Here is a 23,631-nt window from a genome sequence, read left to right as displayed (position 1 = left end):
CGCCCCCCGACATGATCGAACTCCCTCTCTCCCGCATCGCCGCCGTGCTCGGCGGCCGCCTGCAGCTCGCGCCCGGCGACACCGGCGACACGCTCGTCGGCGGCACGGTCGACACCGACTCGCGGCTCATCGGAGCCGGAGACGTGTTCGTCGCCAAGCCCGGCGCCACCACCGACGGTCACCTGTTCGTGCCGGCGGCCGCGGCCGCCGGCGCCGCGCTCGCGATCGTCGAGCGCCCGGTCGACGCGCCGATCAGCCAGATCGTGGTGCCCGACGTCGTGGCCGCGCTCGCCGACCTCGCCCGGGAGGTCGTCGCCGCGGTCCGCGCCCGTGGCCGGCTGCGCATCGTCGGCATCACCGGGTCGAACGGCAAGACCACCACGAAGAACCTGCTCGCCCGCATCCTGCAGGGCGACGGCGACACCGTCGCGCCCCGCGCTTCGTTCAACAACGAGGTCGGCGCGCCGTTGACGATGCTGCGCGTGGGCTGGGACACGCGGTACCTGGTGAGCGAGTTCGGCGCCAGCGGTCCGGGCGAGATCGCCCGGCTCGCCGGCCTGGTGAGCCCTGACATCGGCATCGTCCTCATGGTCGGGATGGCCCATGCCGGCGGCTTCGGCGGCATCGAGGCGACCTTCCGTGCGAAGTCGGAGCTCGTGCAGGCGGTGCGGCGCGGCGGGCTCGCCGTCCTCAACCTCGACGACCCGCGCGTGCGCAACATGGCCCCGATCGCCCAGGACCGCGGCGTCCGGGTGCGCTGGTTCGGCCGGGACGGCGAGGCCGCCGTGCGCGCCGAGGACGTCGAGGTGGACGCCGACGGCACCCGCTTCACGCTGATCGCAGACGGCACGGCCCTCCCGGTCCGGCTGCGGGTCCTCGGCGCCCACCACGTCATGAACGCCCTCGCCGCCGTCGCCGCGGCCACGGTGCTGGGCGTGAGTCTCGCGGACTGCGTCGCGCGGCTCGAGACGGTCGAGCTCGCCGAGCGGTGGCGGATGCAGCCGCTGGGCTCCGAGCGGGTGCGCATCATCAACGACGCGTACAACGCCAGCCCGGACTCGATGGCCGCGGCCCTGCGCACCCTGGCCCAGATCGTCGAGCCCGGGCAGCGCGCCGTCGCGGTGCTGGGCGCCATGAGCGAGCTCGGCGAACATGCCGGCGAGGAGCACGACCGCATCGGCGAGCTCGCCGTGCGGCTGCGGATCCCGCGCATCGTCGTGATCGGCGCCGAAGCGCGCCGCCTGTTCCTCGCCGCGATCGCGGAAGGATCCTGGAGCGACGAGGCGGTGTTCTTCGCCACCGCCGACGAGGCGTACGACTACCTGCTGACCGAGTTGCGTGACGGCGACCGCGTGCTCGTCAAGTCGTCGAACTCCGCGGGTCTCCGCTTTCTCGGGGACCGTCTGGGAGAATCGTTCTCGTGAGATCCCTCCTGACCGCGGCGGCGATCTCGCTGGCATTCACGCTGTTCCTCACCCCCGTGTTCCTGCGGCTGTTCCGCCGCTGGGGCTGGGGCCAGGTCATCCGCACCCCGGAGGACGTGCACAACCCCAGCCACGGCGCCAAGCGCGGCACGCCCACCATGGGCGGCACGATCTTCATCGCCGGATCCCTCGTCGGCTACTTCATCGGCACCTACGCCGGCAGCAATCCGCCCACCCTGTCCGGCCTGCTCGTCATCTGGATGATGGTCGGCTTCGGCCTGGTCGGCTTCATCGACGACTTCATGAAGGTGCGGCGGCAGAACAGCCTGGGCCTGTCCGGGTGGCGGAAGGTGACCGGTCAGGTCGTCGTGGTCGTCGTCTTCGGCATCCTGGCGCTGAACTTCCCGAACGAGTGGAACCAGACCGCCGCGAGCCCGTACGTGTCGCTGTTCCGCGACATCCCGGTGCTGTCCTTCATGGCCTTCGGCGCGGTCATCGGGTGGATCCTCTACCTCGTCTGGATCTCGTTCATCGGCGTGGCGGCGTCCAACTCGGTCAATGTCTCGGACGGGCTCGACGGGCTCGCGGCCGGATCGGCGATCTTCGTGACCAGCGCCCTCGCGCTCATCGCGTTCTGGCAGTTCAAGCAGCCGTGCGACCTCGACGCGCTCGAGAGCGGTCTGCAGGCGGCCTGCTATCACACCCGCGATCCCTTCGACCTGGCGATCATCGCCTCCTCCTTCATCGGCGCGCTCGTCGGGTTCCTGTGGTGGAACGCGCCCAAGGCGCAGGTGTTCATGGGGGACGTCGGCTCCATGTCGATCGGCGGGGTGATCGCGGCGCTCGCGATCCTCACCCGCACCGAGATCCTGCTGGCCGTGATCGCCGGGGTGTACGTCGTGGCCTCCGGATCGGTCATCCTGCAGCGTCTCTACTTCAAGCTCACCCGCGGGAAACGGCTGTTCCTGATGAGCCCGCTGCATCATCACCTCGAGATGCGCGGGTGGCCCGAGATCACCATCGTGGTGCGGATGTGGATCATCGCGGGCCTGCTGGCCCTCACCGGCGTCGGGCTGTTCTACGTCGAATGGCTCGTGCGCACATGAACGACCGCCTCGACGCCCTGACGAGCTGGCACGCCGACTGGTCCGGGCTGCGCGTGGTCGTGCTGGGGCTGAGCGTCACCGGGTTCTCGGCCGCCGACACCCTCGCCGAGCTGGGCGCCGACGTCCTCGTGGTCACCGAGAAGGCGGACGAGGAGTACGCGCGGCTGCTGCCGGTGATCGGCGCGACGCTCCACACGGCGCCTCTGGCCGCGGTCCCGGCGGAGCTGCTCGCCCATGCGCCGGAGCTCATCGTCGCCTCGCCCGGCTTCGGACCCTCCCATCCCGTGATCGCCTGGGCGCTCGAGGCGGGCGTGCCGCTGTGGGGCGACGTCGAGCTGGGCTGGCGGGTGCGCGACAAGGTGCTGCGCTCCGACGGCACGCCGGCCGACTGGATCCTCATCACCGGGACGAACGGCAAGACCACCACGACGCAGCTGACCGCGACCATGCTGCGCGCCGCCGGACGGCGCGCCGCACCCTGCGGCAACATCGGCGTGCCGGTGCTGGACGCGATCCGCGACCCGGGCGGGTTCGACGCCCTCGTGGTCGAGCTCTCCAGCCATCAGCTCTGGTACCTGTCGTTGCAGGCCGGTCCCGAGCGGCTCTCGCCGCTGGCATCGGTGTGCCTGAACCTCGCCGAGGACCACCTCGAATGGCACGGCTCGTTCGCGGCCTACCGGGACGCCAAGGCGCAGGTGTACGACAGCACCCGCGTCGCCTGCGTGTACAACAAGGCCGACGAGGCCACCCGGCGCATGGTCGAGGACGCGGAGGTCGTCGAGGGCGCACGCGCGATCGGGTTCGACCTCGGCGTCCCGGGCCCGAGCGATGTCGGCGTCGTCGAGGGGATCCTCGTCGACCGCGCCTTCCTCGCCGACCGGGCGACGTCGGCGCTGGAGATCACGACCCTCGCCGAGCTCGCCGAGGCGGGGCTGACGGCGCCGCACATCGTCTCGAACATCCTCGCGGCGACCGCGCTCGCGCGCGCCGCGGGGGCGAGCCCGGCGGCGATCCGCGAGGCGCTGCGCGGCTTCCGGCTCGATGCGCATCGCATCGAGGTCGTCGCCCGCGCCGGCGGGATCACCTGGGTCGACGACTCGAAGGCGACCAACCCCCACGCCGCGGCCTCGTCGCTGTCGGCCTTCCCCGGCGCGATCTGGGTCGTGGGCGGCCTGTTGAAGGGCGTCGACATCTCCGGGCTGGTCGCCGCGCGCGGCCCGGCGACCAAGGCCGTGATCGTCATCGGGGTCGAGCGCGCGCCCCTCACCGCGGCGTTCGCACGACACGCGCCGGACGTCCCCCTGTTCGAGGTCGACCACGCCGAGACTGAAGACGTCATGGCGCGGGTCGTGGAGCTGGCACGCCGGATCGCCCGTGACGGGGACGTGGTGCTGCTCGCCCCCGCCGCAGCATCCTTCGACCAGTTCTCGTCCTACGCCGACCGCGGCCGGGCCTTCGCCCGGGCCGTGCGCGATGAGATCGAGAGGGATGCCGGTGGCGGACACGACGCGGACGCGCCCCGCGACCGTCCCTGACGAGCAGCGTCGGGGCCTGGCGGCCCGCGTCTCCCTCGGGCGCGTGTTCGCGCCGGTGCCCAGCGAGTTCCTGCTGATCGCCTCGACCGCGCTGCTGCTGACCGGCTTCGGGCTGGTCATGATCCTCTCGGCGACCTCCGCCACCTCCGACGCCGCCGACGGGAACCCGTACGACGCGGTGATCAAGCAGGGAGTGTTCGCGGTCATCGGCATCCCCCTGATGTTCATCGCCTCGCGGATGCCGGTCACGTTCTGGAAGCGCGTCGCATGGCCCGCGCTGATCGCGGCGGTGCTGTTCCAGCTGCTCGTCTTCACCCCGCTGGGCATCACCAACGACGGCAACCGCAACTGGATCAACATCGCCGGGCTCCAGGCCCAGCCCGCCGAGTTCCTCAAGCTGACGCTCGCGCTGTGGCTCGGCTTCATCCTGTATCGCAAGCGCACCCTGCTCACCCGGTGGAAGCACGTCTACATCCCGGCCGTCCCGGTGGCGGGAATGGTGATGCTGACGGTGATGGCCGGCGGCGACCTCGGCACCGTGATGATCCTCGTGCTGGTGCTGCTGGGAGCGCTGTTCTTCTCCGGTGCGAAGCTGCGCTTCTTCGTCCCGCCGCTGCTGCTCGGCGCCGGCGCGGTCGCCGCGCTGGCCGTCACGAGCCCGGACCGCATGCGCCGCATCATGAGCTTCCTCAACCCCGACTGCCTCGCCGACTACTACGGCGACTGCTATCAGCCGCTGCACGGCATCTGGGGGCTCGCCGGCGGGGGCCTGTTCGGGCTGGGGCTGGGCAACTCGAAGGAGAAGTACAGCTGGCTGCCCGCCGCGGCCAACGACTACATCTTCGCGATCGTCGGCGAGGAGCTGGGCCTGGTCGGCTGCATCGTCGTGCTCCTGCTGTTCACGCTGTTCGCCGTCGGCGCCTTCCACGTCATCCGCAAGACCGACGACCTGTTCGTCCGCATCGTCGCCGGCGCCATCACGATCTGGATCGTCGGCCAGGCGCTCATCAACATCGGCGTCGTGCTGCGCCTGTTCCCGGTGCTGGGGGTGCCGCTGCCGTTCATGTCGCAGGGCGGCACCTCGCTCATGTCGGTGCTGCTGGCGGCGGGGGTCCTGCTGTCGTTCGCGCGCACCCTGCCGCGACGCGACCGGGTGCTTCCGCCGCCCGGGTAGGGTCGACGGGTGACGACGTACCTGCTGGCAGGCGGCGGGACCGCCGGCCATGTGAACCCGCTGCTGGCGGTCGCCGACGCGCTGCGCGCCCGTGACCGGCGGGCCGAGGTGCTCGTGCTCGGCACCCGCGAGGGCCTCGAGGCCCGGCTCGTCCCCGCCCGCGGCTATGAGCTCCTGTTCGTCGACAAGGTGCCGTTCCCGCGCCGCCCCGACCGTGCCGCGCTGCGCTTCCCCGGTCGGTTCCGCCGTGCCGTGGCCCAGGTGCGGGCGATCGTCCGCGACCGCGGCGTCGACGTGGTCGTCGGCTTCGGCGGATACGCCGCAGCCCCCGCCTACGTCGCGGCTCGCCGCGAGCGGGTCCCGGTCGTGGTGCACGAGGCGAACGCCAAGCCCGGACTGGCCAACGTGCTGGGAGCCCGCCGCGCGGCGGCCGTCGGCGTGGCGTTCGCGGGCACCCGCCTGCGCGCGGCGCAGACGGTCGGCATGCCGCTGCGTCGCGAGATCGTCGAGCTGGACGCCGCATCGCTGCGCGCCGAGGCGGGCGCGCGCTACGGGCTCGACCCGGCACGGCCGACCCTGCTCGTGTTCGGGGGATCGCTGGGCGCCCGACGGCTCAACGAGGCGTTCGCCGGTGCGTACGGCGACGTGCTGGCCGCCGGGTACCAGCTCGTGCACCTCACCGGCGCCGGATGGGCCGGGACCGACCCGGGCGTCGCCGGCTACGTCGTCCGCCCCTACGAGGATCGCATGGACCTCGCGTTCGCGATCGCCGACGTCATCGTCTCGCGCTCGGGCGCGGCGACGGTCTCGGAGATCAGCGCCCTCGGCATCCCCGCCGTCTACGTGCCCTACGCGGTCGGCAACGGCGAGCAGGCGCTCAACGCCCGCTCCGCCGTCGAGGCCGGGGCCGCGCTGCTGATCCCGGACGCGGACTTCACGTCTGAGCGCGTGCGCACCGAGGTCGTGCCCCTGCTCGCCGACGCGACGCGGCTCGCCCGCATGCGTGCCGCGGCGTCCGCCGTCGGAACACGCACCGGTGCCGAGAACGTGGTGGCCCTCATCGACGCCGCGCTCGCCGGTCGCACCTGACCTCGCCCGCGCGCCCGGAGCCGGTGCGCAGCCTCGCGAACCTAGACTTGACCGGTCATGATCAGACCCGACCTCTCCCTCCCGATCCCCGACGACATCCGAGCCGCGCATTTCATCGGCATCGGCGGCTCCGGGATGTCGGGTCTGGCACGGATGTTCCTCGACCGCGGGATCCGCGTCTCGGGCTCCGACCGTTCGGACAGCGCGGCGCTGCAGGCGCTGCGCGAGGCGGGGGCGACGGTGCACGTGGGGCACGACGCGGCCAACCTCCGAGGCGACGTCGACACGGTCGTGCACACCGGCGCGATCTGGCCCGAGAACCCCGAGCTCGTGCTCGCCAAGGCACGCGGCCTGCATGTCATCCACCGCTCGCAGGCCCTGTACTGGCTGATCGGCGGACGCCGTCTCGTCTCGGTCGCCGGCGCACACGGCAAGACCACCTCGACCGGCATGATCGTCACCGGGCTGCAGCGCCTCGGCGTCCTGCCGACCTTCGTCAACGGCGGTGTGGTCGCCGAGCTCGGCGTCTCCAGCGCGACGGGATCCGACGACCTGGTCGTCATCGAGGCCGACGAGTCCGACGGCACGTTCGAGATCTACGACACCTCGATCGCCCTCATCACCAACGTCGACCCCGACCACCTCGACCACTGGGGGTCCGGCGACGCGTTCTTCGACGGTTTCGCGCGGTTCGCGGACGCGGCCCGTGAGGCCGTCGTCATCTCCGCGGACGACCCGGGGGCGCAGCGCGTGGCGGCGGCGCTGCGGCATCCGCGGGTCGTCACGTTCGGGCTGGACGCCGCGGCCGACGTGCGCGTGACCGACATCGTCACCGCCGGCCCGGTCGCCTTCACCCTCACCGCCGCGGGGGAGCGGGCACGCGTCGAGCTCGCCGTGCCCGGCGCCCACAACGCCGTGAACGCGGCGGGGGCCGTCGCGGTGCTGCGCCTGCTGGGTCACTCGCTCGCCGACGCCGCCCGGGCGGTGTCGGGCTTCGCCGGGACGGTGCGACGGTTCGAGCTCCACGGCGTCGCGCGGGGCGTGAGCGTGTACGACGACTACGCGCACCACCCGACCGAGGTCGAGGCGGCGCTGACCGCGGCCCGCACGGTGGTCGGAGACGGCCGCATCATCGCCATCCATCAGCCGCACACGTATTCGCGCACGCAGCTCATGTCGCCGCAGTTCGCCGAGGTGCTCGAGCGTCTGGCCGACCGGACCGTCGTGCTCGACGTCTACGGCGCGCGCGAGGACCCCGTCCCGGGCGTCACCGGAGCGCTCGTCAGCGAGGCGTTCAACGACGCGGAGCGGGTGCGGTTCCTCGCCGACTGGCAGGCCGCGGCCGACTACACGGCCACGATCGCGCGCGACGGCGACTTCGTCGTGACGCTCGGATGCGGTGACGTGTACCGCATCATCCCGCAGGTGCTCGAGGCGCTCGCCCGTACCGATCCGACGGGCGACTGAGCGGATGCGTCGCCCGACCCCGCTGCCGCCTCCGCCGCGCCCGGCCGGCGCGCCGCCGGTCGATCCGCAGCCCGCGACGCGGCCGCGTGAGGAGGCGCCCGCCGACCTCGCCGACGCGGGACAGGTCACGCAGCCCCTTGCGCCGCTGATCCCGCTGCCGGCCCAGACCCCGCAGCCGGCCTCCGAGCCCGACGCGCCCGCCGACACCCCGGTGCGCCTGCGGGACCTGTGGCGGGCGCAACGCGCTCGGCGCAAGGCCCTGCGGGCCGAGGTGCGCCGCTTCACCGGGCGGGCGCGACGTCGCCGACGCATCTGGCTCGGCGTCGCGGCGTCGCTCGTGCTGCTGGTCGCGGTCACGGTGGGCGCGGCGTACAGCCCGCTGTTCGCCGTCGACGACATCGAGGTGGTCGGCACCTCGCAGCTCGACCCCCAGTCCGTCCAGGACGCCCTGTCGGGCCAGCTGGGCACGCCGCTGGCCGCGATCGACGAGTCGGCCGTGAAGGCCGCCTTGATCGCCTTCCCGCTCGTCGAGTCGTACACGCTCGAGGCCGATCCGCCGCACACGCTGGTCGTGCGCATCGTCGAGCGCACACCGGTCGGCGTCGTCCAGTCCGACGCCGGGTTCACCCTCTACGACGCGGCCGGCGTCGCGCTGAGCACCACCGCGGACCAGCCCACGGGGTATCCGCTCATGACCGTCACCGGCGGCGTGGACTCCGATGCCTTCACGGCGGCGGGGCAGGTGATGCGCGCCCTTCCCAGCGACGTGCGGGCGCGGGTGACCGCGGTGACCGCGTCCACCCCCGACGACGTCACGCTGACCATCGACGGGAAGCAGGTGGTGTGGGGCAGCGCCGACCAGTCGGCGACGAAGGCCCTCGTCCTGCAGGAGATCATGGCGGCCCGTCCGGACGTCAGCAGCTACGACGTCTCCACGCCGGACGCCGTCGTCGTCCGGTGACGCGACGACGTCCTTTTGGACGACACGCCGCCCGCGTCCCGGACGGCGGGCGGGCTGCGCATACCTTCGATCCAGGAATTGCATACCGGGCATGACTTTAACCCTCTAGGTGAGGATGAGGGTTGAGTCCCGGGGCAGTGAGGGCGCACAAGACGGAGGCCGGGCATGAGCCAGAACCAGAACTACCTCGCGGTGATCAAGGTCGTCGGTGTCGGCGGCGGCGGCGTCAACGCCGTCAACCGCATGATCGAGCTCGGCCTGCGCGGCGTAGAGTTCATCGCGGTGAACACCGACGCGCAGGCGCTGCTCATGAGCGACGCCGACGTCAAGCTCGACGTCGGCCGCGAGCTCACCCGGGGCCTGGGAGCCGGCGCGGACCCGGAGGTGGGTCGTCGCGCCGCCGAGGACCACGCGGAGGAGATCGAGGAGGCGCTCGCGGGCGCCGACATGGTCTTCGTCACCGCGGGCGAGGGCGGCGGCACCGGCACCGGCGGTGCGCCCGTCGTCGCCAAGATCGCGAAGTCGATCGGCGCCCTCACCATCGGCGTCGTCACCAAGCCGTTCTCGTTCGAGGGCCGCCGCCGTCAGAGCCAGGCCGAGGCCGGCGTCGCCCGGCTGAAGGAAGAGGTCGACACCCTCATCGTCGTGCCCAACGACCGCCTCCTCGAGATCAGCGACCGCGGCATCTCGATGATCGAGGCGTTCGCGACCGCCGACCAGGTGCTCCTGGCCGGTGTGCAGGGCATCACCGACCTCATCACCACGCCCGGCCTCATCAACCTCGACTTCGCCGACGTCAAGTCGGTCATGCAGGGCGCGGGCTCCGCGCTCATGGGCATCGGCTCCGCCCGGGGCGCGGACCGCGCCATCAAGGCCGCCGAGCTGGCGGTCGAGTCGCCCCTGCTCGAAGCCTCGATCGAGGGCGCGCACGGTGTGCTGCTGTCGATCCAGGGCGGCTCGAACCTCGGCATCTTCGAGATCAACGACGCCGCGCAGCTCGTCAAGGAGGCGGCGCACCCGGAGGCGAACATCATCTTCGGCACGGTCATCGACGACACGCTCGGCGACGAGGTGCGGGTCACGGTCATCGCCGCGGGCTTCGACGGCGGCGAGCCGTCGCCGCGCATCGAGCCGGTCACGGCGGTGCGCCCCGCGACCGCCCCGGTGGCCGTCGTCGTCGACGAGGAGCAGGCCGCCGTGGAGGTCGCCGTCCCGGTCCCGGAGACGCCCGCCGTCCCGGTCGCCGCCGGGATCTCCGAGCCCGCGTCCTACGACTCGGCGTTCGGCGACGACGACCTGGACATCCCCGACTTCCTGAAGTGACCGACGACCTCGCGGCCCGCCTCGCCGCGGTCGACGCGCGTATCGCGGATGCCGCGCGTGACGCCGGCCGTGACCCGGGCGGGATCACGCGGATCGTCGTGACCAAGTTCCACCCGGCAGAGGTCGTGGCGGAGCTCCACCGTCTCGGCGTGCGCGAGGTGGGGGAGAACCGCCAGCAGGAGCTGACGTCCAAGGCCGAGCGGCTCGCCGGTCTGCACGATCTCCGGTGGCATTTCATCGGACAGGCGCAGACGAACAAGGCGCGGGCCGTCCGCGCCGCCGCCTCGGTCGTGCACTCGGTCGATCGTGGCCGCCTCGCCGACGCGCTGGAGGCCGCGGGCGGCGACCCGCTGGACGTGCTGCTGCAGGTGAACCTGACCGATGATCCGGGCCGGGGCGGGGTCGAGCCCGCCGGCGTCGAGCGGCTCGCCGCGCATGTGCTCGGCCGTTGCCCCACGCTGCGCCTGCGCGGGCTCATGGCCGTCGCACCGTTGGACGAGGAGCCCGCCCGCGCGTTCGGTCGTCTCGCCGGGTACGCAGCGGGCCTGCGTCGCGTCGCGCCGGAGGCGACATGGATCTCCGCCGGCATGACCGGCGACTTCGCCGAGGCGATCGCCGCCGGCGCGACACACCTGCGCATCGGCTCGGCAATCACGGGTCCGCGGCCCGAGCGCGGCTAGCCTCTCACCAGACGAGCAAACGGAGGATGCTGATGTCGAACCCGCTGAAGAAGACCATGGTGTACCTCGGTCTCGCCGATGAGGAAGAGGCCTACGAGGAGCAGGTGGCCCCGGTGCGCCCGAGCCGCAAGCCCGAGCCGGTCGCCGAGAAGCCCGCTGCGCCCGTGACGCCGCTGCATCGTCCCGCCGTGGTCCGCCAGCCCGCGGTCGGCGCGGTCAGCGAGATCCTGACCGTCCACCCGAAGCAGTACCGCGACGCCCAGGTGATCGCGGAGAACTTCCGCGACGGCATCCCGGTCATCATCAACCTGTCGCAGATGAGCGACGCCGACGCGCGACGTCTGATCGACTTCGCCAGCGGGCTGTCGTTGGGGCTGTACGGGCGCATCGAGCGGGTCACCAGCAAGGTCTTCCTGCTCTCGCCTGAGAACATCGCCGTCTCCGGCGACGGCGCGCTGCCCCAGGCGGATCCCGAGGCCGCCGGCTTCCCCCAGTAGTCTTGAGACGTGGATGTCGTCCGTCTGATCGCCCAGATCGCGAACGTCCTGCTGCTGATCTACATCCTCGTGCTGCTGGTGCGGCTCGTGCTGGAGTACATTCCGGTCTTCAACCGTGACTGGCGTCCGCGCGGCGCGGGGCTGGTCGCGGCGGAGCTCGTGTACACCGTCACCGATCCGCCGATCCGGCTGTTCCGGCGCGTCATCCCTCCGGTGCGCCTCGGACCGGTCGCCCTCGACGTCGCCTTCGCGCTCACGATGCTGCTGTGCTTCATGCTGTTGTCCGTGACACGCGCGCTCGCCTCTCTGTGACCTTCGACAGCGCCGCGGCTATGCTGTCGTGAGCGGCCCGCACAGCGGGCATCCCCCATCGCCTGGCACGCCGCCACGCCCCGAAACGAGGAACACCATGGCATTGACTCCGGATGACGTCGTCACCAAGCAGTTCCAGCACGTCCGGTTCAAGGAAGGCTTCGACCCGGACGAGGTCGACGACTTCCTCGACGAGATCGTCGTCGAGTGGCGCAAGACCATCGCCGAGAACGACGAGCTCAAGGCGAAGGTCGAGGCGCTGGAGGCGGGCGGCGCGGCTGCCCCCGAGCCGGCCGCCGCGGTCGAGGAGACCGTCGCGATCGTGAAGCCCGCGCCCGCTCCGGCTCCCGCCGCCGAGGTGGGCACCGCCCAGACCGCCGGCATCATCGAGCTCGCCCAGCGTCTGCACGACGAGCACGTCGCCGAGGGCAAGGCGCAGCGCGACCAGCTCATCTCCGAGGCGCAGGCGCAGGCGGCGTCCATCGTCGCCGAGGCCGAGGCCAAGGGCCGCGACGAGATCGCGCGCCTCGAGAAGGACCGTGCCGTGCTCGAGACCCGCATCACCGAGCTTCGCCAGTTCGAGCGCGACTACCGCTCGCAGCTGCGCGACCTCATCGAGACGAAGCTGCGCGAGCTCGACTCCTCGTCGAACGCCGCCGGCAGCACGCCGGTCTCGGCGATCGGCCTGTAGGCCCGGCGCTTGGCGCCCCGGCCCAGGCTTCGTCCTCAGACGGCCGGCATCATCATCGCGATCCTCGCGGTGGTGGTGCTGGCCGTCGACCAGTTCACGAAGTATCTCGCGCTCACCGGCCTGCCCCTCGAACAGCTCGTCCCGGTGTGGGGAGACGTGCTCGGGCTCTATCTGATCCGCAACTCCGGCGCCGCCTTCTCGTTCGGCTCCGGGGTGACCTGGATCTTCACCCTCGCGCTGGCGGCCGTGGTCGTGGTCATCGTGGTGCTCGCCGTCCGCATCCGCTCGCGGGCCTGGGCGATCGTGCTCGGCCTGCTGCTCGGCGGCGTGCTCGGCAATCTCGGCGATCGGCTGTTCCGCGACCCCGGCTTCGGCGTCGGGCATGTCGTCGACTTCATCTCCACGCCGTGGATGTGGTTCTGGACGACGCCGGCGATCTACAACGTCGCGGACATGTTCATCGTGACCTCCATGATCGCGGTCGCGGTGCTGGTGGTATCCGGGCTCCGGCTCGACGGCACACGAGAACGCGGGCGCCGGGATGCCGACGACGTCCGCGAGGACTGACGTGGAGTCGCGGTCGCTGCCCGTCCCCGACGGTCTCGACGGGGTGCGCGTCGACGCGGCGCTCGCGAAGATGCTCGGGTTCTCCCGGACGTTCGCGGCGGAGGTCGCCGACGCCGGGGGCGTGAGCCTCGACGGTCGCACGCTCGGCAAGAGCGACCGGCTGCGCGGCGGCGCCTGGCTCGAGGTGTCCTGGGCGCCGAAGGAGGAGCCGCGGGTCGTGCCGATCGCGGTGCCGGACCTGGGGATCGTGTACCACGACGACGACATCGTCGTGGTCGACAAGCCCGCCGGCGTCGCGGCGCATCCGTCGCTCGGCTGGGACGGGCCGACGGTGCTGGGCGCGCTGGCTGCCGCCGGCTACCGCATCGCGACGACCGGGGCCGCCGAGCGGCAGGGCATCGTCCACCGGCTCGACGTCGGCACGAGCGGGCTCATGGTGGTCGCCGGCAGCGAGCGCGCCTACACCGCCCTCAAGCGCGCCTTCAAGGAGCGCGAGGTCGAGAAGATCTACCACGCGGTCGTGCAGGGCCACCCCGATCCGTTGTCGGGCACGATCGACGCCCCCATCGGGCGGCATCCGAGTCATCCGTGGAAGTTCGCCGTCACCCCGGCCGGCAAGGACTCGGTGACGCACTACGACACGCTCGAGGCGTTCCCCGGCGCCTCGCTGCTGGAGATCCATCTCGAGACCGGTCGGACGCATCAGATCCGCGTGCACATGGCGGCTCACCGGCATCCGTGCGTCGGAGATCCCCTCTACGGCGCCGATCCCACCGTGTCGGCGCGACTCGGCCTCTCCCGGCAGTGGCTGCACGCGCACGAGCTGGCGTTCGCGCATCCGGCGACGGGGGAGCGCGTGGGCTTCGTCTCGCCCTACCCGGCCGATCTGCAGCACGCCCTCGACGTGCTGCGCGGCGACTGATCCCCGGCCTCAGCGACCGCCCTCGAATCGGGCGGCGGGCCCCTCCGACAGTGCCGCCTCGACCCGGGCGCGCATCTCGTCGCCGAGGGCCGACAGATCCGCCAGCGGGTACCAGCCGACCTCGGTCATCTCGCCGTCGACGGGCTCCGGCTCGCCGGAGACCCAGCTGCACCGGAAGGTCAGGTCGAGGTAGTCCGTCTGATCCCCGTTGTCGTAGGTGACCCGCGGGATCTGGTGCACCCACGCGAGCCGGTCGGCGCGGATGACGACGCCGGCCTCCTCGAGCGCCTCGCGCACCGCGGCATCGGCCGGCTCCTCGCCAGGATCGATGATGCCGGTGACCGGTGTCAGCGCGCCGTTGTCGCTGCGCCGGCCCAGCAGCACCTCGTCATCGCGGACGATCACCGCCGTCACGCCGCTGAGGAAGAGCGGGCGGGTGCCGACGTAGCGGCGCAGCTCGAGGACGAAGTCAGGTGTCGGCATCCCCTCACCCTACGGCGGCAGCTCGTAGACTCGGGGGGTGGCCGCCGACTCCTTCGTACACCTCCACGTGCACAGCGAGTACTCCATGCTCGACGGGGCGGCCCGCATCGGTCCGATGGTGGCCGAGGCGGCCCTGCAAGGGATGCCGGCGATCGCCGTCACCGATCACGGCAACACGTTCGCCGCCTTCGAGTTCTACAAGGCCGCGACGGCGGCGGGCATCAAGCCGATCATCGGGATCGAGGCCTACGTCACCCCCGGCACGCATCGCAGCGACAAGGCGCGGGTGCGGTGGGGCTCTCCAGAGCAGTCCGACGACGACGTGTCGGGCGGCGGCGCATACACGCACATGACACTGCTCAGCCGCAACACGTCGGGCATGCACAACCTGTTCCGGCTGTCGTCGCTGGCGAGCATGGAGGGCTACTACTTCAAGCCCCGCATGGACCGGGAGCTGCTCCAGACCTACAGCGACGGCCTCATCGCGACCACCGGCTGTCCCTCCGGCGAGGTGCAGACGCGCCTGCGGCTGGGCCAGTACGACGCCGCACGCGCCGCCGCCGCCGAGTTCCAGGACATCTTCGGCAAGGAGAACTACTTCGCCGAGATCATGGACCACGGCCTGTCGATCGAGCGGCGCGTCATGACCGATCTGCTGCGGATCGCGAAAGACCTCGACATCCCGCTGATCGCCACCAACGACTCGCACTACACCCATCAGCACGACGCGACCAGTCACGCCGCCCTGCTGTGCGTGCAGTCGGGATCCACGCTCGACGACCCCAAGCGGTTCAAGTTCGACGGCGACGGCTACTACATCAAGTCGCCCGCGGAGATGCGGCAGGTGTTCCGCGACCACCCGGAGGCGTGCGACAACACGCTGCTGATCGCCGAGCGCTGCGACGTGGCGTTCGACACCAGCGCGAACTACATGCCGCGCTACCCGGTGCCCGAGGGCGAGACCGAGGAGAGCTGGTTCGTCAAGGAGGTCGAGAAGGGCCTGCACTACCGGTATCCCGCCGGTGTGCCCGACCGGGTGCGCACGCAGGCCCAGTACGAGGTCGAGGTCATCACGCAGATGAAGTTCCCCGGCTACTTCCTCGTGGTCGCCGACTTCATCAACTGGGCGAAGGACAACGGCATCCGCGTCGGTCCGGGTCGCGGCTCGGGCGCGGGATCGATGGCGGCGTACGCCATGCGCATCACCGACCTCGACCCGCTCGAGCACGGCCTCATCTTCGAGCGGTTCCTCAACCCCGACCGCGTCTCGATGCCCGACTTCGACGTCGACTTCGACGACCGCCGTCGCGGCGAGGTCATCCAGTACGTCACCGACAAGTACGGCGACGACCGGGTGGCCCAGATCGTCACCTACGGCACCATCAAGGCGAAGCAGGCGCTGAAGGACGCCGGGCGGGTGCTCGGCTTCCCGTTCAGCATGGGGGAGAGGCTGACCAAGGCGATGCCGCCCGCGGTCATGGGCAAGGACATGGCGCTTTCCGGCATGTTCGACCCCCAGCATCCCCGCTACAAGGAGGCCGTCGAGTTCCGCACGCTCATCGAGAGCGACGCGGAGGCCAAGACCGTGTTCGACACGGCGGTCGGGCTCGAGAACCTCAAGCGCCAGTGGGGCGTGCACGCGGCGGGCGTCATCATGTCCAGCCACCCGCTGCTGGACATCATCCCGATCATGCGGCGCGAGCAGGACGGCCAGATCGTCACCCAGTTCGACTACCCGTCGTGCGAGTCGCTGGGCCTGATCAAGATGGACTTCCTGGGGCTGCGCAACCTCACGATCATCAACGACGCCCTCGACAACATCGTCGCCAACCGCGGTGAGCCGCTCGTGCTCGAAGACCTGCCGCTGGACGACGCGGAGTCGTACGAGCTGCTCGGCCGCGGCGACACGCTCGGGGTGTTCCAGCTCGACGGCGGACCGATGCGGTCGCTGCTGCGCCTGATGCGCCCCGACAACTTCGAGGACATCTCGGCCGTGATCGCGCTGTACCGTCCCGGCCCGATGGGCGCGAACTCGCACATCAACTACGCGCTGCGCAAGAACGGGCAGCAGGAGATCACCCCCATCCATCCGGAGCTCGGCGAGCCGCTCGCCGACATCCTGGACACCACGTACGGCCTGATCATCTACCAGGAGCAGGTCATGGCCATCGCGCAGAAGGTCGCCGGGTTCAGCCTCGGCCAGGCCGACATCATGCGCCGCGCCATGGGCAAGAAGAAGAAGTCCGAGCTCGACAAGCAGTACGAGGGCTTCGAGGCGGGGATGAAGGTCGGCGGCTTCAGCGAGGAGGCGATCAAGACCCTCTGGGACATCCTGGTCCCCTTCTCCGACTACGCGTTCAACAAGGCCCACTCCGCCGCGTACGGCCTGGTGTCGTACTGGACCGCGTACCTCAAGGCGCACTACCCGGCCGAGTACATGGCCGCGCTGCTGACCAGCGTGGGCGACTCGAAGGACAAGATGGCGGTGTACCTCAACGAGTGCCGCCGCATGGGCATCAGGGTGCTGCCGCCCGACGTCGGCGAGTCGATCAAGTACTTCGCGGCCGTCGGCGAGGACATCCGCTTCGGCCTGGGCGCCGTGCGCAACGTCGGCTCGAACGTCGTCGAGGGCATCGTGGCGGCCAGGCAGGGCGGCGGCTTCTCCTCGTTCCACGACTTCCTCGGCAAGGTGCCGCCGCACGTGGCCAACAAGCGCACCGTCGAGTCCCTCATCAAGGCGGGCGCGTTCGACTCGCTGGGCGACACGCGCCGCGCCCTGCTGGAGATCCACGAGGACGCCGTCGAGCAGGCGGTGCTCGACAAGCGCCGGGAGGCCAACGGCGAGGTCGGCTTCGACTTCGACAGCCTGTGGGGCGAGGACGAGCCGGCGGCCGCGCAGAAGGTGCCCGCACGGCCGGAATGGACGAAGAAGGACAAGCTCGCGTTCGAGCGCGAGATGCTCGGCCTGTACGTCTCCGACCATCCGCTGGCCGGTCTCGAGGTGCCGCTGGCGAAGCATGCCTCGATCGGCATCCACGATCTGCTGGCGTCCGAGGACATCGCCGACGGCGAGCAGGTGACGATCTCGGGCCTCGTGACGAGCGTGCAGCACCGGGTCGCGAAGTCGAGCGGCAACCAGTACGGCATGATCACCGTGGAGGACTTCAACGGCGAGATCACCGTCATGTTCATGGGCAAGACCTACACCGAGTTCGCCTCGATGCTGGCCGCCGACGCGATCATGGTCGTCCGCGGCCGCGTGTCGCGCCGCGACGACGGCATGAACCTCCACGCGCAGAGCGCGTTCACGCCCGACCTCGGGGCGATCGACGCCGGCGGCCCGCTGGTCCTGGTCATCCCCGAGCAGCGCGCCAGCGAGGTCGTCGTCGACGAGCTGGCGCGCGTGCTCGAGCGTCACCGCGGCGACACCGAGGTCACGCTCAAGCTGCACCGGGCCGGCGTGGCGAAGGTCTTCGAGGTGCCGCATCCGGTGACGGTCTCCGCCGATCTCTTCGGCGAGCTGAAGGGACTGCTGGGGCCCGCGTGTCTCGGATGACGACATCGACTGGATCCTTCACGATGCGTGGTTAGGATCGGAGGGTCTTCGAGGCCCCGGTCTCACCTCCCCGGAAGGATCCGACATGACGGACGACGTGCACGGCGAGTTCGACGCCGACGAAGTGTTCACCGCTGACGAGGTCGGCGCCGGCGACGAGATCGCCGACGCGGAGCCCGCCGTTCCACCCCAGCACGGGGTCGGGCCGTTCTCCATCCGGGAGGTCGTGCTCGGCGGGATCTGGCTGCTGGCGTTCGTGTTCTCGTTCTTCCCCACGTACGCCGCCCTCGGCGTCGTCGGTCCCTCGGTGTGGACCGGCGGGATCGACTGGATCCTCGCGATCGCGCTGCCGACCGCCGCCGTGTTCCTCCTCGCGCTGCGCCGGCTGTCGCCCGACGGCATCCGCCGCGTGGGCTCGCTCGGCGTCGACCAGTTCGCCTCCGTCGCGTTCTCGGTCGCGGCGGTCTACTGGATCTCGCTGGCGTGGCGCCTGGTGGCGGCTCTCCCCGGCGGCTACGTCGGCACCACCTGGGTGGCGTGGGTCGAGACGGTGCTGGCGCTCGGCGGCGTCGTGTTCACGGTGTTCGCTCCGCTCCTGCCGGTGTTCGGCGAAGACTTCCGGCACCGTCCGGAGTCGCTCGCGCACCCGAACGCCCGGCCGCTGCGTCCGATCTCGCCGCGCCCGGCCGCGCCGCGCCCCGTCTTCGAGGCCGACGCCACGCAGACCGCGGCCCACGAGCCGGTCGTCGTCGAGGAGCAGGCCCCCGCGCCGCAGGCGTTCTGGGCGCTGGCGCCGGAGCCGCGCGACGTCCTCGACGAGTCCGGAGCGCCGCTGTTCCAGATCGGCCCCGACGCCTGGGCCCTCGTGATCGAGGACCGCGGCGAGGTCTTCGTCGTCCGCCACGAGGACGGCCGGCTCGGCTACCTGCACGACGTGTCCGGCCTCACCCGCGGCTGAGGCCCGCGAGCGCCCCGCGATATCCTGGCAGGATGCTGCGCACCATCGATCTCCGCGGCCGCACGCTGTCCGCGGCCGAGCTCCTCGCCGCCGTCCCGCGCGCCGAGGTCGCCCGTTCGAACGCTCTCGCGACGGCGGCGGAGATCGTCCACGACGTCGCAGCGCGGGGGGAGACGGCTCTGCGCGAGCAGGCGGAGCGCTTCGACGGCGTGGCCGGTCACGCGCTGCGGGTGCCGGCATCCCACCTGGACGACGCCGTCGCCGGGCTGGACGAGAACGTGCGCGCCGCCGTCGAAGCGGCGATCGAGCGCGTCCGCCTCGCCTCCGCGGCGCAGGTCCCGGCGCCGATCGTGACCGAGCTGGCCCCGGGCGCCGTGGTCGAGCAGCGCTGGCAGCCGGTGCGCCGCGTCGGCGTGTACGTGCCCGGCGGCAAGGCGGTCTATCCCTCCAGCGTCGTGATGAACGTGGTGCCCGCGCAGGTGGCCGGCGTGGGCGTGGTCGCGCTCGCCTCGCCGCCGCAGCGCGATCACGACGGCCGTGTGCACCCGCTGGTGCTCGCGGTGGCACGTCTGCTGGGTGTCGACGAGGTGTACGCGATGGGCGGCGCCGGTGCGATCGGCGCGCTCGCCTACGGGGTGGACGCCGTCGGGCTCGAGCCGGTCGACGTCGTGACCGGACCCGGCAACAACTTCGTCGCCGCCGCCAAGCGCGCCGTGGCGGGCCTGGTCGGGACCGACGCGGAGGCGGGCGCGACCGAGATCCTCATCGTTGCGGACGAGGCCGCCGACGCGAGCCTGGTCGCCGCGGACCTCATCAGCCAGGCCGAGCACGACGAGCAGGCCTCCGCCGTGCTCGTCACCGACTCCGCCGACCTCGCCGAGCGGGTCGTCGCCGAGGTCGCGATCCGGGCGCCGCGCACCCGGCACGCCGAGCGCGTGGCGGTCGCCCTCGACGGCCCGCAGTCCGCGATCGTGCTGGTCGACGACATCCCCGCCGCCACCGCGTTCAGCAACGCCTACGCGCCCGAGCACCTCGAGCTGCACCTGCGCGACCCGCGGCCGGACGAGTTCGTCAACGCCGGCGCGGTGTTCGTCGGCGAGAACGCGCCGGTGAGTCTGGGCGACTACCTCGCCGGCAGCAACCACGTGCTGCCCACCGGCGGACAGGCCCGCTACGCGGCAGGACTGTCGGCGGCGACGTTCCTGCGTCCGCAGCAGGTCATCCGCTACGACCGCGACGCGCTCGCCCAGGTGCGCGAGGCGATCGTGACGCTCGCGGACGCCGAGGCGCTGCCCGCCCACGGCGAGGCGGTCGAAGCCAGATTCGCCGGTTAGTCTGTCGCTGTCATGCACTGCCCCTTCTGCCGCCATCCCGACTCGCGGGTCGTCGACTCGCGCACGAGCGACGACGGGCTCAGCATCCGCCGCCGCCGGCAGTGCCCCGAGTGCGGCGGACGGTTCTCGACGATCGAGACCGCGAGCCTGAACGTCATCAAGCGCTCCGGCGTGATCGAGCCGTTCAGCCGCGAGAAGGTCATGTCCGGTGTCCGCAAGGCCTGCCAGGGGCGGCCCGTGACCGAGGCCGACCTCGCGGTGCTCGCCCAGACCGTGGAGGAGACGGTGCGCCAGACCGGATCGTCGCAGATCGACACGAACGAGATCGGGCTGGCGATCCTCGGTCCGCTGCGCGAGCTCGACGAGGTCGCCTACCTGCGGTTCGCGAGCGTCTACCAGGCGTTCGAATCGCTCGAGGACTTCGAGTCGTCGATCGCGCTGCTGCGCGCCGACCACCCCCGGTAGCCTGGCACACGATGTATCCGCTGCTGTTCCGCACCGTCCTGTCGCGCATGGACCCCGAGACCGCGCACCACGCGGCGATGCTCGTGATCCGGATGCTGGGGGTGCCGCCCTTCGCATGGCTCGCGCGGGCGCTCACCCGTCCCGACCCGTCGCTGCGCACCCGCGCGCTCGGACTCGACCTCGACTCGCCCTTCGGCGTCGCCGCCGGCTTCGACAAGGACGTGCGGGGAGCCTCCGGGCTGTTCGCGCTCGGGTTCGGCCACGTCGAGGTCGGCACCGTCACGGCGATCCCGCAGGACGGCAATCCGCGTCCGCGGCTGTTCCGGCTGATCCCGGATCGCGCGGTCGTGAACCGGATGGGGTTCAACAACCGCGGCGCGGCCGCGGCCGCCGTCCGGCTGGAGCGGCTGCGCCGTCGGCGCCGGCGTCCGGTGCTGGGCGTCAACATCGGCAAGAGCCGCGTGGTGGACGTCGCGGACGCCACCGGCGACTACGTCCGCAGCGCCGCGCTGCTGGCGCCGCTGGCCGACTATCTCGTCGTCAACGTGTCCTCGCCGAACACGCCCGGGCTGCGCGGGCTGCAGGCCGTCGAGACGCTGCGACCGCTGCTGGCGGCGGTGCGGGACGCGGCGCGCTCCACGCCCCTGCTCGTGAAGTTCGCGCCCGACCTGCCCGACGACGAGATCGCCGCCGTCGCGACGCTCGCCGTCGACCTGGGGCTCGCCGGCGTCATCGCGACCAACACGACGATCTCGCGCGAGGGGCTGCGCACCGACCCCGCCGTCGTGGCGGCCGCCGGCGACGGGGGCCTGTCCGGCGCACCGCTGAAGGCGCGCGCCCTGGCGGCGCTGCGCATCGTCCGCGCGGTCGTCCCGGCGGACTTCTGCGTGATCTCGGTCGGGGGAGTGGAGACCGCCGCCGACGTGCGGGAGCGGCTGGATGCCGGTGCGGACCTCGTGCAGGGCTACACCGCGTTCCTCTACCGCGGCCCGCTCTGGGCGCGTCAGATCAACCGGGCCCTGGCGGCGTCCCGTCGCACCTGAGGCGCGGTCACGAGACGCGGTCGCCGCGCTTGACCTGCGGCTTGGGCAGCCGCATGAACCGCATCTGCACGATGCGCATCGCGCCGTACCACCCCAGCCCCTTCTCGATCCGGTCGCCGAACCTCGCGCGCGCCGCGCGCTTGACCCGGGCCGACGTGATGACCATGTCGATCACCGCGAACAGCACGAACGCCCACAGTGCGACATACGCCCCGGTCTGCACCGCGGTCACGTTCACGAACATCAGCAGCAGCACGATCACCATCACGGGCATGACGAGCTCGGCGACATGCCACCGGGAGTCGACCCAGTCGCGCACGAACCGACGCTGCGGCCCCTTGTCGCGAGCGGTCAGGTAGCGGTCGTCGCCGGCGGCCATGCCGGCGCGCGCCTTCTCGCGCTGCTGCGCGGCCTCGGCCCGCTGACGCTGCTTGGCCTCCTTGGTGTCCGCGACGAGCGGCCGGCGCCGGGCGGCCTCCTGCTCGGCGCGCGACGGGGTCGGGCGCCCCTTGCCGTGCGGGGCGTCGGCGTCGTTCGGGGCGGAATCGGCGGAGGTCTTGGCCACGGGGTCCTCGAGAGGTCGGAAAACGGTGCCTTCTAAGATTACCCGCATGACCTCTGAGCAGACCCGGAAGGACGCCGTGCGCACGGCTGCGGCCGCCGGCATCCCCCGTGCGCTGGCCGATCTGGGGTCGCTGGTGCGCATTCCGTCGGTCGCATGGCCCGCGTTCGACCAGGCGCAGGTGCAGCGCAGCGCAGAGGCGGTCGCGGCGCTCGCGGCGTCCACCGGGGTCTTCGATCGGGTCGAGATCGCCCGTTCGGCCGTCGACGACACCGGCGAGCTCGGCCAGCCGGCGGTGCTCGCGACCCGGGCCGCGCGGGGGAGCGCGCCCACCGTGCTGCTCTACGCGCACCACGACGTGCAGCCCGCCGGCGACGACGAGCTCTGGGAGTCGCCGCCGTTCGAGCCGACCGTGCGCGACGGGCGGCTGTACGGCCGCGGCGCCGCCGACGACAAGGCCGGCGTCGTGGTGCACATCGCCGCGCTGCGGGCGCTGCACGACGCGCTCGGCGACTCGTTCGACCTCGGCGTCGCCCTGTTCGTCGAAGGCGAGGAGGAGTACGGCTCGCGCTCGTTCGCGCGGTTCCTGCAGGACCACCGCGATGCGCTGCGCGCCGACGCCATCGTCGTCGCCGACTCCGGCAACTGGGATGCGCGGACGCCGGCGCTGACCGTCTCGCTGCGAGGCAACGCGCGCTTCACCCTCACCGTTCGCACGCTGGACCACGCCTCCCACTCCGGCATGTTCGGCGGCGCGGTGCCCGACGCGATGATGGCGACGGTACGGCTGCTGGCGACGCTGTGGGACGCGGACGGATCCGTCGCCGTCGCGGGTCTGCGGGGCCGCGACGCGCAGACCCCGGGCTACGACGAGGAGACGCTGCGCGACGAGGCCGGCCTCCCCGAGGGAGTGTCGCCGATCGGCACCGGCCCGATCCTCGGACGCATCTGGAACAAGCCGGCGATCACGGTCACCGGGCTCGACTTCACGAGCGTCGAGGCGGCGTCGAACACGCTCTCCCCGGTGGTGCGGGTCGTCGTCAGCGCCCGGGTCGCGCCAGGGCAGAGCGCCCGTGACGCGTATGAGGCCATCGAGGCGCACCTGCGCGCGCACGCGCCGTTCGGCGCGCAGCTGACCTTCAGCGACGTCGACTGCGGGGACGCCTTCCTCGTCGACACCGGCGGCTGGGCCGTGGACCTCGCGCGCGACAGCCTCGCGGAGGGCTACGGCGTGCCCGCCGTCGACGTCGGCGTCGGCGGATCGATCCCCTTCATCGCCGACCTGGTGAAGACCTTCCCCGGCGCGCAGATCCTCGTCACCGGGGTGGAGGATCCGCACACCCGCGCCCACAGCCCCGACGAGTCGCTCCATCTCGACACGTTCCGCCGTGCCGTGGCCGCCGAGGCGCTGCTGCTGGAGAAACTCGACGCGCACCGGCCCGACACGCCGCAGGACGCGTAGAATCGACGACATCCGACCGC

General features: G+C 71.8%; 22 protein-coding genes. 20 read left to right on the top strand and 2 right to left on the bottom strand.

Going from position 1 to position 23,631, the window contains the following annotated elements:
* Positions 1–11 precede the first annotated feature (11 nt).
* The 14 genes from QM626_RS14285 (at position 12) to QM626_RS14220 (ending at position 13,748) form a co-directional block, all read left to right on the top strand.
* On the top strand, positions 12–1,424 hold the full coding sequence (locus tag QM626_RS14285) for a UDP-N-acetylmuramoyl-tripeptide--D-alanyl-D-alanine ligase (protein WP_415077631.1): 1,413 nt from the start codon (positions 12–14) through the stop codon (positions 1,422–1,424).
* A complete protein-coding gene (gene mraY / locus QM626_RS14280) occupies positions 1,421–2,530 on the top strand; it encodes a phospho-N-acetylmuramoyl-pentapeptide-transferase (protein ID WP_415077630.1) in 1,110 nt (369 codons plus the stop codon). The genes QM626_RS14285 and mraY overlap by 4 nt, the downstream gene beginning before the upstream one ends.
* Positions 2,527–4,065, top strand: a complete 1,539-nt coding sequence (gene murD, locus QM626_RS14275; protein ID WP_415077629.1) for a UDP-N-acetylmuramoyl-L-alanine--D-glutamate ligase — start codon at positions 2,527–2,529, stop codon at positions 4,063–4,065. Before mraY ends, murD begins: the two co-directional genes overlap by 4 nt.
* Entirely contained in the window at positions 4,019–5,239 is a 1,221-nt protein-coding gene (gene ftsW, locus QM626_RS14270; RefSeq protein WP_415077628.1) for a putative lipid II flippase FtsW, read from the top strand. The genes murD and ftsW overlap by 47 nt, the downstream gene beginning before the upstream one ends.
* A 9-nt stretch (positions 5,240–5,248) precedes the next feature.
* Positions 5,249–6,328 (top strand): undecaprenyldiphospho-muramoylpentapeptide beta-N-acetylglucosaminyltransferase, encoded by a 1,080-nt coding sequence (gene murG / locus QM626_RS14265; protein WP_415077627.1) that lies wholly within the window; start codon positions 5,249–5,251, stop codon positions 6,326–6,328.
* 57 nt (positions 6,329–6,385) lie between these two features.
* The gene (gene murC, locus QM626_RS14260) at positions 6,386–7,795 is read left to right on the top strand and encodes a UDP-N-acetylmuramate--L-alanine ligase (protein WP_415077626.1); all 1,410 of its coding nucleotides are present in this window, start codon (positions 6,386–6,388) and stop codon (positions 7,793–7,795) included.
* Positions 7,796–7,799: 4 nt separating this feature from the next.
* Positions 7,800–8,756 carry an FtsQ-type POTRA domain-containing protein gene (locus QM626_RS14255; protein WP_415077625.1) on the top strand — a complete coding sequence of 319 codons (957 nt, stop codon included), beginning with the start codon at positions 7,800–7,802 and terminating at the stop codon, positions 8,754–8,756.
* Positions 8,757–8,921: 165 nt separating this feature from the next.
* Positions 8,922–10,079, top strand: coding sequence for a cell division protein FtsZ (gene ftsZ, locus QM626_RS14250; RefSeq protein WP_415077624.1), 1,158 nt, complete (start codon positions 8,922–8,924; stop codon positions 10,077–10,079).
* A complete protein-coding gene (locus tag QM626_RS14245) occupies positions 10,076–10,759 on the top strand; it encodes a YggS family pyridoxal phosphate-dependent enzyme (RefSeq protein WP_415077623.1) in 684 nt (227 codons plus the stop codon). Before ftsZ ends, QM626_RS14245 begins: the two co-directional genes overlap by 4 nt.
* Positions 10,760–10,791: 32 nt before the next feature.
* On the top strand, positions 10,792–11,256 hold the full coding sequence (locus tag QM626_RS14240; protein WP_415077622.1) for a cell division protein SepF: 465 nt from the start codon (positions 10,792–10,794) through the stop codon (positions 11,254–11,256).
* A gap of 9 nt (positions 11,257–11,265) precedes the next feature.
* Positions 11,266–11,568 carry a YggT family protein gene (locus tag QM626_RS14235; protein ID WP_415077621.1) on the top strand — a complete coding sequence of 101 codons (303 nt, stop codon included), beginning with the start codon at positions 11,266–11,268 and terminating at the stop codon, positions 11,566–11,568.
* Between the two features lie 97 nt (positions 11,569–11,665).
* The gene (locus QM626_RS14230) at positions 11,666–12,259 is read left to right on the top strand and encodes a DivIVA domain-containing protein (protein WP_415077620.1); all 594 of its coding nucleotides are present in this window, start codon (positions 11,666–11,668) and stop codon (positions 12,257–12,259) included.
* Positions 12,260–12,268: 9 nt separating this feature from the next.
* Positions 12,269–12,826, top strand: a complete 558-nt coding sequence (gene lspA, locus QM626_RS14225; protein ID WP_415077619.1) for a signal peptidase II — start codon at positions 12,269–12,271, stop codon at positions 12,824–12,826.
* Between the two features lies 1 nt (position 12,827).
* On the top strand, positions 12,828–13,748 hold the full coding sequence (locus QM626_RS14220; RefSeq protein WP_415077618.1) for an RluA family pseudouridine synthase: 921 nt from the start codon (positions 12,828–12,830) through the stop codon (positions 13,746–13,748).
* Between the two features lie 9 nt (positions 13,749–13,757).
* Here QM626_RS14220 and QM626_RS14215 read toward each other — a convergent pair whose 3' ends face one another.
* On the bottom strand, positions 13,758–14,231 hold the full coding sequence (locus QM626_RS14215) for an NUDIX hydrolase (protein WP_415077617.1): 474 nt from the start codon (positions 14,229–14,231) through the stop codon (positions 13,758–13,760).
* Between the two features lie 85 nt (positions 14,232–14,316).
* Here QM626_RS14215 and dnaE point away from each other — a divergent pair, with 85 nt between their 5' ends.
* From dnaE to QM626_RS14190, 5 genes are all read left to right on the top strand, one after another.
* The gene (gene dnaE / locus QM626_RS14210; protein WP_415077639.1) at positions 14,317–17,787 is read left to right on the top strand and encodes a DNA polymerase III subunit alpha; all 3,471 of its coding nucleotides are present in this window, start codon (positions 14,317–14,319) and stop codon (positions 17,785–17,787) included.
* Positions 17,788–17,872: 85 nt separating this feature from the next.
* Positions 17,873–18,745: a hypothetical protein gene (locus tag QM626_RS14205; protein ID WP_415077616.1), complete on the top strand. Its 873-nt coding sequence runs from the start codon at positions 17,873–17,875 to the stop codon at positions 18,743–18,745.
* A 32-nt stretch (positions 18,746–18,777) separates the two neighbouring features.
* Positions 18,778–20,079 (top strand): histidinol dehydrogenase, encoded by a 1,302-nt coding sequence (gene hisD / locus QM626_RS14200; RefSeq protein ID WP_415077615.1) that lies wholly within the window; start codon positions 18,778–18,780, stop codon positions 20,077–20,079.
* Between the two features lie 12 nt (positions 20,080–20,091).
* Entirely contained in the window at positions 20,092–20,544 is a 453-nt protein-coding gene (nrdR, locus tag QM626_RS14195; protein WP_415077614.1) for a transcriptional regulator NrdR, read from the top strand.
* Positions 20,545–20,555: 11 nt separating this feature from the next.
* Entirely contained in the window at positions 20,556–21,587 is a 1,032-nt protein-coding gene (locus tag QM626_RS14190) for a quinone-dependent dihydroorotate dehydrogenase (RefSeq protein ID WP_415077613.1), read from the top strand.
* 7 nt (positions 21,588–21,594) lie between these two features.
* Here the strand turns inward: QM626_RS14190 and QM626_RS14185 are convergent, their stop codons facing one another.
* On the bottom strand, positions 21,595–22,152 hold the full coding sequence (locus QM626_RS14185; RefSeq protein WP_415077612.1) for a DUF3043 domain-containing protein: 558 nt from the start codon (positions 22,150–22,152) through the stop codon (positions 21,595–21,597).
* A gap of 46 nt (positions 22,153–22,198) precedes the next feature.
* Here QM626_RS14185 and QM626_RS14180 point away from each other — a divergent pair, with 46 nt between their 5' ends.
* Complete coding sequence (locus QM626_RS14180) at positions 22,199–23,611, top strand: dipeptidase (protein WP_415077611.1); 1,413 nt, start codon at positions 22,199–22,201, stop codon at positions 23,609–23,611.
* Positions 23,612–23,631 lie beyond the last annotated feature (20 nt).

This window comes from Microbacterium sp. (assembly GCF_047606385.1).
Classification (GTDB): domain Bacteria; phylum Actinomycetota; class Actinomycetes; order Actinomycetales; family Microbacteriaceae; genus Microbacterium.
The sequence above is the reverse complement of the archived record's forward strand: the minus strand, read 5'-3'. Positions and strand labels throughout refer to the sequence as shown.

Bases quoted from the DNA above. Each gene is read 5' to 3' on its own strand.
- QM626_RS14285 (WP_415077631.1), top strand. From the start codon at position 12: ATGATCGAACTCCCTCTCTCCCGCATCGCCGCCGTGCTCGGCGGCCGC.
- murD (WP_415077629.1), top strand. From the start codon at position 2,527: ATGAACGACCGCCTCGACGCCCTGACGAGCTGGCACGCCGACTGGTCC.
- ftsW (WP_415077628.1), top strand. From the start codon at position 4,019: ATGCCGGTGGCGGACACGACGCGGACGCGCCCCGCGACCGTCCCTGAC.
- murC (WP_415077626.1), top strand. From the start codon at position 6,386: ATGATCAGACCCGACCTCTCCCTCCCGATCCCCGACGACATCCGAGCC.
- QM626_RS14255 (WP_415077625.1), top strand. From the start codon at position 7,800: ATGCGTCGCCCGACCCCGCTGCCGCCTCCGCCGCGCCCGGCCGGCGCG.
- ftsZ (WP_415077624.1), top strand. From the start codon at position 8,922: ATGAGCCAGAACCAGAACTACCTCGCGGTGATCAAGGTCGTCGGTGTC.
- QM626_RS14240 (WP_415077622.1), top strand. From the start codon at position 10,792: ATGTCGAACCCGCTGAAGAAGACCATGGTGTACCTCGGTCTCGCCGAT.
- QM626_RS14230 (WP_415077620.1), top strand. From the start codon at position 11,666: ATGGCATTGACTCCGGATGACGTCGTCACCAAGCAGTTCCAGCACGTC.
- QM626_RS14215 (WP_415077617.1), bottom strand. From the start codon at position 14,231: ATGCCGACACCTGACTTCGTCCTCGAGCTGCGCCGCTACGTCGGCACC.
- dnaE (WP_415077639.1), top strand. From the start codon at position 14,317: ATGCTCGACGGGGCGGCCCGCATCGGTCCGATGGTGGCCGAGGCGGCC.
- QM626_RS14205 (WP_415077616.1), top strand. From the start codon at position 17,873: ATGACGGACGACGTGCACGGCGAGTTCGACGCCGACGAAGTGTTCACC.
- hisD (WP_415077615.1), top strand. From the start codon at position 18,778: ATGCTGCGCACCATCGATCTCCGCGGCCGCACGCTGTCCGCGGCCGAG.
- nrdR (WP_415077614.1), top strand. From the start codon at position 20,092: ATGCACTGCCCCTTCTGCCGCCATCCCGACTCGCGGGTCGTCGACTCG.
- QM626_RS14190 (WP_415077613.1), top strand. From the start codon at position 20,556: ATGTATCCGCTGCTGTTCCGCACCGTCCTGTCGCGCATGGACCCCGAG.
- QM626_RS14180 (WP_415077611.1), top strand. From the start codon at position 22,199: ATGACCTCTGAGCAGACCCGGAAGGACGCCGTGCGCACGGCTGCGGCC.